At 66.0% G+C, this 11625-nt stretch carries 11 protein-coding genes; 3 read left to right on the forward strand and 8 right to left on the reverse strand.

Annotation, left to right across the window (positions count from 1 at the left end):
* Positions 1-13 precede the first annotated feature (13 nt).
* Positions 14-1387, reverse strand: coding sequence for a GGDEF domain-containing protein (locus ASD68_RS08660; protein WP_056605768.1), 1374 nt, complete (start codon positions 1385-1387; stop codon positions 14-16).
* A 182-nt stretch (positions 1388-1569) separates the two neighbouring features.
* On the opposite strand from ASD68_RS08660, the gene ASD68_RS08665 reads away from it, so the two are divergent.
* Entirely contained in the window at positions 1570-2961 is a 1392-nt protein-coding gene (locus tag ASD68_RS08665) for an MBL fold metallo-hydrolase (protein ID WP_056605771.1), read from the forward strand.
* Positions 2962-3295: 334 nt separating this feature from the next.
* Entirely contained in the window at positions 3296-4054 is a 759-nt protein-coding gene (locus ASD68_RS08670) for a cyclic nucleotide-binding domain-containing protein (protein ID WP_056605773.1), read from the forward strand.
* 12 nt (positions 4055-4066) lie between these two features.
* Here ASD68_RS08670 and ASD68_RS08675 read toward each other — a convergent pair whose 3' ends face one another.
* The 7 genes from ASD68_RS08675 to hppD form a co-directional block, all read right to left on the reverse strand.
* Positions 4067-4828, reverse strand: coding sequence for a helix-turn-helix domain-containing protein (locus tag ASD68_RS08675; protein WP_056081737.1), 762 nt, complete (start codon positions 4826-4828; stop codon positions 4067-4069).
* 31 nt (positions 4829-4859) lie between these two features.
* Entirely contained in the window at positions 4860-6260 is a 1401-nt protein-coding gene (gene hemN, locus ASD68_RS08680; protein ID WP_056081740.1) for an oxygen-independent coproporphyrinogen III oxidase, read from the reverse strand.
* A gap of 177 nt (positions 6261-6437) precedes the next feature.
* Positions 6438-7424: a fumarylacetoacetate hydrolase family protein gene (locus ASD68_RS08685; RefSeq protein ID WP_056605776.1), complete on the reverse strand. Its 987-nt coding sequence runs from the start codon at positions 7422-7424 to the stop codon at positions 6438-6440.
* 17 nt (positions 7425-7441) lie between these two features.
* Entirely contained in the window at positions 7442-8017 is a 576-nt protein-coding gene (locus ASD68_RS08690) for a lectin (RefSeq protein ID WP_235578688.1), read from the reverse strand.
* Positions 8017-9321: a homogentisate 1,2-dioxygenase gene (hmgA, locus tag ASD68_RS08695; RefSeq protein ID WP_056605780.1), complete on the reverse strand. Its 1305-nt coding sequence runs from the start codon at positions 9319-9321 to the stop codon at positions 8017-8019. Before hmgA ends, ASD68_RS08690 begins: the two co-directional genes overlap by 1 nt.
* A 151-nt stretch (positions 9322-9472) precedes the next feature.
* Positions 9473-9766, reverse strand: coding sequence for a GIY-YIG nuclease family protein (locus tag ASD68_RS08700; RefSeq protein ID WP_056605781.1), 294 nt, complete (start codon positions 9764-9766; stop codon positions 9473-9475).
* A 169-nt stretch (positions 9767-9935) separates the two neighbouring features.
* Complete coding sequence (hppD, locus tag ASD68_RS08705) at positions 9936-11030, reverse strand: 4-hydroxyphenylpyruvate dioxygenase (protein ID WP_056605783.1); 1095 nt, start codon at positions 11028-11030, stop codon at positions 9936-9938.
* A gap of 127 nt (positions 11031-11157) precedes the next feature.
* Here hppD and ASD68_RS08710 point away from each other — a divergent pair, with 127 nt between their 5' ends.
* A complete protein-coding gene (locus ASD68_RS08710) occupies positions 11158-11619 on the forward strand; it encodes a MarR family transcriptional regulator (RefSeq protein WP_007080440.1) in 462 nt (153 codons plus the stop codon).
* Positions 11620-11625: the final 6 nt, after the last annotated feature.

Genomic DNA, 11625 nt, shown 5'->3' on the forward strand with positions numbered 1-11625 from the left:
GCTTATGTGGGTCTTAAGGCACGGCCACCACCGCCTGGTTGCGGCCCGCGTCCTTGGCCGCGTACAGCGCCTTGTCCGCACGCTGGATCAGATCCGCGGCGGTGTCACCGCGGGCGGCCTGTGCCACGCCGATGCTGACGGTGACCGCGCGCTGCGGCCAGGCGAAGTCGCGGAACGCGTGCAGGATGCGCTCGGCCGCTTCGCGCGCGCCGGCCGCATCGGCCTCGGGCAACAGCAACGCGAACTCCTCGCCGCCATAGCGCGCGGCCCGATCCGACGGTCGCAGCGAGGCACGCAACAGCTGGCCGGTGATGCGCAATACCTGGTCGCCCGCCAGGTGACCGTAGTCATCGTTGTAAGACTTGAACCGGTCCAGATCGAGCATCAGCAGCGCGAACGTGTTGTCGCGTTCGCGCTGCCCGTGCAGCAGGCTGGCCAGTGCGCCATCGAACGCGCGCCGGTTGGCCAACCCGGTCAGCACATCGGTGTCGGCATCATTGCGCAGCAGCGCCGACTCCATCCGCTGGCGCTCCAGCTTGTCCAGCAGGCTGGCCACCCACCACACCAGACCGGCCAGGGCGCCGCCACTGCCCAGCGCCACAAAGGCGAACGCCAGTGTCTCGGGCAGGCCCAGCAGCGATTGCAGCAGCTCCAGCACGAAAACAAAGATCACCGGCAGCAGCAACGACGGCAGCAGCAGCCGGCGCGCCAGCGCGCCACCGAACGTATCCGCCGTGGCCACCCGTGTGAGTCCGGTGGTGGGCGATGAGGAAAGCCAGCCCAGTACCGCCAGCAGCAGCATGAGCAAGGTCGGCAAGGGCACCTGCGCGAACGGCCCGCCGATCTTGCTGGCCAGGGCAACCGCATACGAGGCCAGGCCGCTCACCACGATGGCCAGCAATACCATCGCGATGGTCTCGCGCAGCACCAGGTAGCGCCGCGTGGACACCAGCAAACCCAGTACGCCCAGCAAGGTCAGCGCGAACGCCGCGGGTGCCGCCATGCGTCCCGGCGGCCAGCCGGCGGCCCGGGCCACGGGGTCGTCGAACAAATGGTCGAAACCCGGATCCAGCGACCACAGGTGCTCGCCCAGCGTCACCGCGCCGATGCCCGCCACCACGATCGACAGCCACGGACCAGGACGCCACCGCGGGGGCACGAAATCCTGGGTCAGGAAAAGGGCCAGCCCGGAAAGCGCGAACGCAATCGCCGCGTTCGCCTTCATGGCATGTTGTCCCGGCACCAGCGTGGTCAGCAGCGGCACGCCCAGGCACCAACCTGTCAGCACCACCAGCGCGACCGTGCCGATCAACACCGCCACCACGCGCGAGAACACGACGAAGCCACGAACGGCCTTCGCGTTCTGATGAAATGGCACTGCGATCATGCCCCGTTGTCCCAGCAAAGAGTGATTGTGGTTGGTTTGCCAGACTATTCCGGCGTCGACAAGCCCCGCCGAAAGATCGCAGCGAGCCCTGTATCTGACGCCAGTCAAGCCGCCCCGTGCCCCGCCCTGCCACAGTGTCGTTGCATCCCGTCCAACAACTGTCGTCCGGAGTGTCGCCGATTATGATCATCTACAGCTGCCACGGTGCGGCCAAACAGGTAACCGGCTCCTGCCATCTCGTCACCTGCAACGACCGCCGCGTGCTGATCGACTGTGGCATGTTCCAGGGCAGCGAGGAGGTGGAACGGGCCAATGCCGAGCCGTTCGGCTTCGACCCGGCCGGCATCGACGTGTTGCTGCTGACCCACGCCCACCTCGACCATTGCGGACGGATTCCGCTGTTGGTGCGCCAGGGTTTTCGCGGCCGCATCATCACCACCGCCGCCACCCGCGAACTGGCGCGGGTGGTGATGCTCGATTCGGCCGGCCTGCAGGAGGAGGAAGCGCGCCGCGCGCAACGCCGCAACCGCCGCAGCGAGGAGCTGGCGCCGCCGCTGTACACGCTGGATGACGCGCTGCACGCGCTGGATTTCTTCGGCCCGGATGTCGGCTATGACGAAACCGTGCCGGTGGTCGAAGGCGTCACCGCACGTTTTCTCGACGCCGGCCACATCCTCGGCTCGGCCTCGATCCTGCTGGAGCTCGACGACGGCAAGCTGCAACGCCGCATGCTGTTTTCCGGTGACCTCGGCAACCCCGGCCGACCACTGCTGCGTGACCCGACACCCGCGCCACCCGCCGACTACGTGGTGATGGAAAGCACCTACGGCGACCGCCCGCACCGCTCGGTGCCGGATTCGATCGACGAGATGTACCAGGCGATCCGCGACACGGTGAACCGCCGCGGCAACGTGGTGATCCCCACGTTCGCGCTGGAGCGCACGCAGGAACTGCTCTACTACCTGCACCGCGGACTGCGTGACGGTGCGATCCCGGCGCACGTGCGCGTGTTCCTGGATTCGCCGATGGCGATCTCCGCCACCGAGATCTTCCGCCGCCACCCCGAGTGCTTCGACGAACGCTTCCTGGACGAACTGCGGCACGGCGACCCGTTCGCCATGCCCGGCCTGCATTTCACCCGCGACACGGCCGAGTCGATGGCGATCAACAACATCGACGGCGGCGCGATCATCCTGGCCGGCTCGGGCATGTGCAACGGCGGCCGCGTGCGCCACCACCTCAAGCACAACCTTTGGCGCGAACGCAGCAGCGTGGTGTTTGTCGGTTACGCCGCCGAAGGCACGCTGGCGCGGCGGATCATCGACGGCGCCGCCAGCGTGCGCGTGTTCAACGACGAGATCCCGGTGCGCGCGCAGGTGTGGACGATCAACGGCTTCTCCGCCCACGCCGACCGGCCCTCGCTGCTGGCCTGGCTGGGCGATGCACCACGGCGCAAGGTGTTCCTGGTGCACGGCGAATACGACCGCGGCATGCGCGCCATGCAGGACGTGCTGGCCGAACGCGGCGTCGCCTGTCAGCTGCCGGGCCTGCACGAGCCGATCAAGATCGACTGAGCGTATTGCTCACGCGGTTCCGTTTTTCCGCCCGCATGCGGGTCGATCGGGTAATAGCCGATCGTGCCGATGGTTTCGTGGCGGTCCCAGGCAGGCGTTTCCGGTCACGGGGCGATACATGGGCGCCCCATGCCGGATGACACGCCGCCAGCATGGCCGTGCCCGCAAGGTGCCGGCTTGAGCCTGGTCGAGTTTTCGCGGGCGATGGCTGGGCGCCGCTTGCGTCGTTTCGTCACGCGCGGCAGTCCCCTTTCACGACAGAAAGAGCCTTATGCTAGGGCTTGAAGATGGTGATTTCCCCATCAACTGGCCGCTTCGGCCTGTGCGAGCTCCGATGGAACCCGCCGCCACCGTGCTCGACCTCAATCAGCTGCGCCGCAGTTGCAGCTCATGCGCGCTGTATGAACTGTGCCTGCCGGCCGGCATTGGCGGCGACGACCTGGACCGCCTCGACGCCACGGTGAAGGACAAGCGCACGCTGGAACGTGGCGCCATGCTGTACCGCGAGAACGACACGTTCGAGGCACTGTACGTGGTGCGCTCCGGTGCGCTGAAAACCTTCGTGCAGAACGAGGCGGGCGACATGCAGATCCTCGCCTTCCATCTGCCTGGTGAGATCCTGGGTTTCGACGCATTGGCCACCAACCTGCACGTCAGCCAGGCGGAGGCGCTGGAACGGTCCAGCATCTGCGAGTTGCCCTACGCCAAACTGCAGCAGGTCACCAGCGAGGTCCCCGCGTTGCACCGCCAACTGATGCGGGTGATCAGCCGCGAGGTGGTCGAGGAGCACCGGCACCTGGTGATGATGGGCAAGCAGCAGGCGCAGGAGCAGCTGGCCAGCTTCCTGCATGGCCTCGCCGATCGCTACCAGCGCCTGCATCGCGACGGCACCGCGCTCAACCTGCCGATGTCGCGCTATGACATCGCCAATTACCTCGGCCTGGTGGTCGAAACGGTGAGCCGGGTGTTCTCGCGGATGGAGGAAATGGGCGTGCTGGAAGTCAACCGCAAATCGGTACGCATCCTGCGGCCCGATTTGCTGGCCGCGCTCTGCCGTACCGATACCGCATCAAGGCGGAAAGACGTCGGCTGAACCGCGACGCGATCAATCGGGCAGCAGCGCCTGGCCGATCTTGCGCAGGCCGGCCGGGTCCAGCAGGTGCAGTTCGCGCCCTTCGATCTGGATCAGCTTCTGGTTGCGGAAACGGCTCAGCACGCGGCTGACGGTTTCCGCCGCAAGGCGCAGGTAATTGGCGATGTCGCCGCGCGACATGCTGAGGTGGAAGCGGGTAGCGGAGAAGCCGCGTGCCGCGTAGCGACTGGCGAGATCCATCAGGAACGCGGCCACGCGCTCGTCGGCGCTGTGATCACCGGCCAGCAGCGAGGCGGTGCCCAGCTCCTTGCTCAACATGCGGAACAGGTGCTGCTGCACGGCGGGCACGCGCGCGGCCAGCGCGCTCATCGCGGGGAACGAGAAGCGGCAGAAGAAGGCCGTATCCAGCGCCACCGCGTCGCAGGGGAAATGCTCGGGGTAGATCGCGTTGAGGCCGATCACTTCGCCAGGCAGGTAGAAGCCCAGCACCTGTTCGCGCCCCTCCTTGTCCACCATGCGGGTTTTCACGGTGCCGCCGCGCACCGCGAAGATCGCGCGGAACGGATCACCGGTGCGGAAGATGTGCTCACCGGCCCGGAACGGCCCCACGTGTTCCACCAGACACTGCAATTCGGCCAGCTCGGGCTTGTCGTAGCCGGCGGCGATGCAGGCGCTGGAAAACGCGCAGGTGCCGCAGAAATGCGTCTCGTCACCGTCGTCGGCGATCGGGCTGGGCGGCTCAGGCAGGCGGCCTGCCGGGTACTTGGATGACATGATGTCGGGGACGCCGGTTCTGGAGCGCGGATCAGATCGCGCGTGAATAACGCGGTGTGTGCGACTGCCCATCGAGATAGGCATCGAAGCACATGGCGATGATACGCAACAGCAGGCGCCCCGGCGAGGTCACCTGTAGCGATGTGGAGTCTTCGAGCAGCAGGCCGTCGGCGATCAACGGTTGCAGCCGCTGGCGTGCGGCGGCGAAATATTCGTCGAAAATCAGCCGGTGGCGCTCGCCGAAACGCGGCTTGTCCACGCAACCGTGGCACATCAACTCGCCGATCAGCTCGCGCCGGATCACGTCGTCCTCGTCCAGCAGCAGGCCGCGGGCCACCGGCAGGCGGCCGGCATCCAGCGTGGCGTAGTAGCCGGTAAGGTCGCGCGCGCTCTGGCTGTAGCTGTCGCCGATGCGGCTGATGGCGCTGACGCCCAGGCCGATGATGTCGCAGTCGCCGTGGGTCGAGTAGCCCTGGAAATTGCGCTGCAGGGTGCCAGCGCGCTGGGCCACGGCCAGCTCGTCGTCGGCGCGGGCGAAGTGGTCCATGCCGATGTAGACGTAGCCGGCGGCGGACAACTGCGCCAGCGCGCGGCCGAACAAGGCCAGCCGCGTGCCGGCATCCGGCAGCTCCTCCGCGACGATTTGCCGCTGCGCCTTGAACATCTCCGGCAGGTGCGCGTAACCGTAAACGGCCACCCGGTCCGGGTGCAGCGCCACGACCTGGTCCAGCGTGCGGCTGAAACCATCCAGGTTCTGTTTCGGCAGCCCGTAGATCAGATCCACGCTGACCGAGCGAAAGCCCGACTCGCGCGCGGCCACGATGGCTTCCTGCGTCTGCTCGAAACTCTGGATGCGGTTGACCGCCTCCTGCACCGCCGGATCGAAATCCTGGATGCCGACCGACATCCGGTTGAAGCCCAGCTCGCCCAGCGCATGCACGTACTCACCATCGGCAAAGCGCGGGTCCAGCTCGATGCCGTACTCTCGCTCGGCCTGCTGGCTGAAACTGAAATGGCGCGCCAGCGACTCCATCAGCTCGCGCATGCGCGGCACGTCGAGGAAGTTGGGCGTGCCTCCGCCGAAATGCAGCTGGCGCACCGGCCGGTCGCGGTCGAACAGCGGTGCCGCCAGCTCGATCTCACGGTACAGGCGCTCCAGGTAGCGATCCGCCTGGCCGATGTCGCGGGTGATCACCCGGTTGCAGCCGCAGTAGAAACACGGGCTCATGCAGAACGGCACGTGCACGTACAGCGACAGCGGCCGCGGGATCGGCTCCTCGTTGGAGGCGCGGATCACCTGCCGCAACGCCGCCTCGTCGAACGAGGGCGTGAACTGCGGCGCGGTGGGATAACTGGTGTAGCGCGGGCCCGCCACGTCATAGCGGGCAACCAGCGCAGGATCGAATTCGGGAGGGATGATGGGAGTGGCCATGGAGCAAGTCTGTCGGGGTGCCCGCCGCGGCACCTTGATTCGGATCAATTCCCGCCATGATCGCGACAACCCACCGCAGGCTTTTCGCAGGAGTGCACCCTGTGCGCTATGTCTTTGTCGCAACGTGCTGAAGAGCTTCGCGCACAGGGTGCGCTCCTACAAAAACATACTGGACCCTCAGCGCGCCAGCGGCTCGACCCGCTGCTCGATCGAACCAAAGATCGAGCGGCCGTCGGCATCGGTGATGTCGATCTTCAAGCGATCGCCGAATTTCAGGAACGGCGTGCTGGGCTGGCCGTCGCGCAGGGTTTCCACCGTGCGCTGCTCGGCCAGGCAGGACGCGCCCTTGCCGGTGTCCTGGTTGGCGATGGTGCCCGAGCCGATGATGGTGCCGGCGGTGAGCGGGCGCGTGCGCGCCACGTGCGCCACCAGTTCGGCAAAGCTGAACTGCATGTCGACGCCGCACTCGGCCTCGCCGAACCACGCGTCGTTGAGCCAAGTACGCATCGGCAGGTGCAGCTTGTCGCCCTGCCATGCCTCGCCCAATTCATCGGGCGTCACCAGCACCGGCGACAACGCCGAACGCGGCTTGCTCTGCAGGAAGCCGAAACCCTTGGCCAGTTCGCCGGGTATCAGGCCGCGCAGGCTCACGTCGTTGATCAGGCCCACCAGCTGGATGTGTGCCGAGGCCTGCGCCGGCGTGGCCGCCATCGGCACATCGTCGGTGACCACCACCACCTCGGCCTCCAGGTCGATGCCGACATCCTCGGCGGGCACGACCACCGGATCGCGCGGCGCCAGAAAACCCGCACTGGTGGCCTGGTACATCAGCGGGTCGGTATAGAACGACGCCGGCACCTCGGCGCCGCGGGCGCGACGCACGCGCTCGACGTGCGGCAGGTAGGCGCTGCCATCCACGAATTCGTAGGCGCGCGGCAAGGGCGATGCCAGCGCGTGCATGTCCAGCGCGAACGCGCCCGTCGCGGTGCCCGCATTCAGATCCTCGGACAGCGCGTTGAGCCGTGGCGCGGTGTTGGACCAGTCGTCCAGCGCGGCCTGCAGCGTCGCGGCGATGCCGCTGGCGCGAACCGCGCGGGTGAGATCGCGGCTGGCCACCACCAGCGTGCCGTCGCGGCCGCCTTCCTTGAGAGTTGCAAGTTTCATCGGGACTCCGGATTCATCTAACCACAACCTTCCACGTAATCGATTTGTGGTGGCACACCGACGCGCCACCGCGTGATCCTGCCCTGCGCATCGGTCTCGAACACCAGCACCTCGTCGCCGTGCGGCACGGCGATGCGCAGGTAGTTTGCGCCGCTGACGTACTTGTGTGGCTGCGTCACGACGCGCGCACCGTACAGCGCGCGAATCTGCGCCTCGTCCATGCCGACCTTGCCGCCACCCGGTGCCGCCTCCTTCGCGGTACCGACGTCGTAGCGCACGAAACGGCCGCCCTCGAACATGAAGGCGATATCCGCCGGCGGCGTCACCCCTTTCGGGGTCTTGTAGAAACAGCCCGACCCCAGTGACGGTGCGCCCTTCAACTCACCACGCCAAGCCTCGGCGAACGCCGCTTCGTCCATGCCGAAACGCACATCACCGTAGCCGTCGTAGCGCGCCAATGAGGCAGGTGCGGTGTTCGCCACCGCTGGCTTGACGGCCGAGCTGACCGATGCCACCGGCACGGCCGCCGGCTGGTCGGGGCTGCTGCAGGCGGCCAGCAGCAGCGCGCCGGCGACGACGAAAGCCGTACGCATCACGGTTTGTTTCCACCATCGAAATGCTTCGCGATGCCCTGCCAGCAGGTGTAGTAATCGCCCTGCAATTGCGGCGAGGCCAGCGCCTGCGCGGTGGGGCGGATCACCTTGCGCGTCTCGAACATGAAAGCCATGGTGCCGCCGATCACGTCCGCTTTCGACAGGTCGGCGTTCGACGCCTTCTCGAACGTGGCCGCGTCCGGCCCGTGCCCGCTCATGCAATTGTGCAACGACGCGCCGCCGGGCACGAAACCCTCGGCCTTGGCGTCGTAGACGCCGGCGATCAGCCCCATGAATTCGCTGGCCACGTTGCGATGGAACCACGGCGGACGGAACGTGTGCTGCGCCACCAGCCAACGCGGCGGGAAGATCGCAAAGTCCACATTGGCCGTGCCCGCGGTATCGCTGGGCGAGGTAAGCACGGTAAAGATGGACGGATCGGGATGGTCGTAGCTGATCGAACCGATCGTGTTGAAGCGGCGCAGGTCATATTTGTACGGCGCGTAATTGCCGTGCCAGGCGACCACGTCCAGCGGCGAGTGATCGATCTTCGCCGACCACAGCGCACCCTGGAATTTCGCCACCAGCTCGAACGCGCCATCGACGTCTTCATAGGCAGCGCATGGGGTGAGGAAGTCGCGCGTGTTGGCCAGGCAATTGGAACCGATCGGCCCCAGCTCGGGCAGGCGCAGCAGCGCGCCGAAGTTCTCGCAAACATAGCCGCGCGCCTCGCCGTCGATCACGTCCACGCGGAAACGCACGCCGCGGGGAATCACCGCAATTTCCTGCGGCTCGATCTCGATCACGCCCAACTCGGTCGCCAGCCGCAAGCGCCCCTGCTGCGGCACGATCAGCAGCTCGCCGTCGGCATCGTAGAAAAACCGGCCCTGCATGGAACGGTTCGCCGCATACAGATGGATGCCAACGCCCGCCTGCTCGGCCGGCCCGCCGTTGCCGGCCAGCGTGGTGAGGCCGTCGATGAAATCGGTGGGCACGTCGGGCAGCGGCAACGGATCCCAGCGCAACTGGTTGGGCGTGGCCGGCGCTTCATCGAACCGGTTGTGGAAGGTGGCGTGCGCCAGCGGCCGGAACGGCTCGTGCACCGCGGCCGGCCGAATCCGGTACAGCCAGCTGCGCCGGTTGGCGTGGCGCGGCGCGGTGAACGCGGTGCCGGAGAGCTGCTCGGCGTAGAGACCGTGGGCTACGCGCTGCGGGGAATTCTGACCGACCGGGAGCGTGCCTTCGATGGCTTCGGTGGCGAACTCGTTGGTGAAACCGGATTGGTAGTGCGATGGCACGTTCACTGCTGATTCTCCGAATAGGCTGTTCGCTGGCTTGCCCTTCGACTTCGGCCCTGCGGGCCTACGCTCAGGGTGATCGGTGTGGTGCGGCTGTTGCTTTTCTGCCGTTCTCCCTGAGCGTAGGCCCGTAGGGCCGAAGTCGAAGGGCCGCCACCTAACGCTGATGCCTGTGTTTACCCTTGCCAAGGGCACCGATCTCCTTCCAGTCACCCGCCATGTACGCCAGCTTCTTCGCCCGACTCCAGCCTTTCAGCTTGCGCTCCATGGTCAGGGCTTCATAGCGCGTCTCGAAACCCTCAGCATGGATCAACTTCAATGGACGCCGAGTCGAGGTGTATGCGCAACCCTTGCCCTGATCGTGCTGCGACATCCGTTGATCGAGATTGTCGGTGTGACCGATGTAGAAGCTGCCGTCGGCGCATTCGAGGATATAGAGGGTGAATTCCATCTCTTTGGCTTCCTTGCCGTGTCAGTGATTCGCCAGCTTGCCCTTCGACTTCGCTGCTGAGCAGCTACGCTCAGGGGGATCGGTTTCTGGGACAACGGAATGTCTCCACACCGATCACCCTGAGCGTAGGCCCGCAGGGCCGAAGTCGAAGGGCCACGCGCCCCCGACCCTACAGCACCCCCCGCTTCATCTGATCCCGTTCGATGCTCTCGAACAGCGCCTGGAAATTGCCCTCGCCGAAACCCTCGTTGCCCTTGCGCTGGATGATCTCGAAGAAGATCGGGCCGATGCAGTTCTGGGTGAAGATCTGCAGCAATTTGCGCTGGTGCGTTTCCGGGTCGGCGTCGATGAGGATCTTGTTGCGCGCCAGCCGCGGCACATCCTCGCCATGGTTCGGCACCCGCTCGTCGATCACCTCGAAATACGCATCGGGCGTGTCGAGGAAGGCCACGCCGGCGGCGCGCATCTTTTCCACCGTGGCGTAGATATCGTCGGTGAAGCAGGCGATGTGCTGGATGCCCTCGCCCTTGTACGCATCGAGGTATTCGTTGATCTGGCTTTTCGGGTCGTCCGATTCGTTGAGCGGGATGCGCACGATGCCGTCGGGTGCGGTCATCGCCTTCGATACCAGGCCGGTCTTGGCGCCCTTGATGTCGAAGTAGCGGATCTCGCGGAAGTTGAACAGGCGCTCGTAGTAATCCGACCACTTCTGCATGTTGCCGAAATACAGGTTGTGGGTCAGGTGGTCGATGAAGGTGAGGCCGAAGCCGGCCGGTTTCTGCGCCGCGCCCTCGATGGGTTGGTAATCACCGTCGTAGATGCTGCCCGCGTCGCCGTAGCGGTCCACCAGGTACAGCATGCAATCGCCGATGCCCTTCACCACCGGTGTGTTCACCGCTCGGCTGTCGGCCTTCTCGGTGAACGCTTCGCCGCCATTGCCCAGCACGGCACGCAGCACCTCGGAGGCCGGTTTGCGGAAGCGGATGGCGAAGCCGCAGGCGCTGGGGCCATGCGCCTGCGCGAAGGCCACGGCGAAGGAGTCGGGGTCCTCGTTGACGAGGAAGTTCACGTCGTTCTGGCGATAGACGATAATCGGGCGGTGCTTGTGCCTGAGCACGGCGACGAAACCCATGCGCTGGAAAAGGGTATGCAGTTCGGCGGCGCGCCCGGGCGGGGCGGCAAATTCGACGAATTCGAAGCCGTCGATACCCATCGGATTCTCGAACGTGGCGACCTGCATGCCGGGATCGGGCTTGGTGTTCATGGCACTCTCCGGTTCAACACGGGCGAATTGACTCTGAGCGCCGCAAGGATGCGCTGCCGCCCGCGAAAGGATTTGCATGCCAATGTTATAGTTACAACTGAAACCAGTTGCAAGGAGCACTGCCGCAGTGTCGACCGACCGCAAACGCATTCCCGCCAGCGCCGAGCACGCGCCGCTCGAACTGGAACACTTCCTGCCGTACCGGTTGTCGATCCTGTCCAACGCGATCAGCCAGTCGATTGCCGACGACTACCAGCGCCGCTACGACCTCAGCATGACCGAGTGGCGGGTGATGGCCGTACTGGCCCGCTTCGATGGTTTGTCCGCCCGCGAAGTGGCCGAGCGCACCCTGATGGACAAGGTGGCGGTGAGCCGCGCGCTGGCACGATTGGTGGAAGCGGGCCGCGTCACCCGCGCCACCCATGCGGGCGACAAGCGCCGCTCCGTGCTCGGCCTGTCCGAAGCCGGCTGGGCCTTGCACGATGAAGTGGCGCCGATGGCGCGTGCGCGCGAGCGCGAAGTGCTGGCGAAACTGGATTTCGAGGAGCAGCACTGGCTGACGCGGATCATCGACAAGCTGATGGTCTGACCACCG

The organism is Rhodanobacter sp. Root627, from assembly GCF_001427835.1.
Taxonomy (GTDB): Bacteria; Pseudomonadota; Gammaproteobacteria; order Xanthomonadales; family Rhodanobacteraceae; genus Rhodanobacter; species Rhodanobacter ginsenosidimutans.

Excerpts from the sequence above, each read along its gene's own strand:
- ASD68_RS08685 (WP_056605776.1), bottom strand. The coding sequence starts at position 7,424 with ATGAAACTTGCAACTCTCAAGGAAGGCGGCCGCGACGGCACGCTGGTG.
- hppD (WP_056605783.1), bottom strand. The coding sequence starts at position 11,030 with ATGAACACCAAGCCCGATCCCGGCATGCAGGTCGCCACGTTCGAGAAT.
- ASD68_RS08670 (WP_056605773.1), top strand. The coding sequence starts at position 3,296 with ATGGAACCCGCCGCCACCGTGCTCGACCTCAATCAGCTGCGCCGCAGT.
- ASD68_RS08665 (WP_056605771.1), top strand. The coding sequence starts at position 1,570 with ATGATCATCTACAGCTGCCACGGTGCGGCCAAACAGGTAACCGGCTCC.
- ASD68_RS08660 (WP_056605768.1), bottom strand. The coding sequence starts at position 1,387 with ATGATCGCAGTGCCATTTCATCAGAACGCGAAGGCCGTTCGTGGCTTC.
- ASD68_RS08690 (WP_235578688.1), bottom strand. The coding sequence starts at position 8,017 with ATGCGTACGGCTTTCGTCGTCGCCGGCGCGCTGCTGCTGGCCGCCTGC.
- hemN (WP_056081740.1), bottom strand. The coding sequence starts at position 6,260 with ATGGCCACTCCCATCATCCCTCCCGAATTCGATCCTGCGCTGGTTGCC.
- ASD68_RS08700 (WP_056605781.1), bottom strand. The coding sequence starts at position 9,766 with ATGGAATTCACCCTCTATATCCTCGAATGCGCCGACGGCAGCTTCTAC.
- ASD68_RS08675 (WP_056081737.1), bottom strand. The coding sequence starts at position 4,828 with ATGTCATCCAAGTACCCGGCAGGCCGCCTGCCTGAGCCGCCCAGCCCG.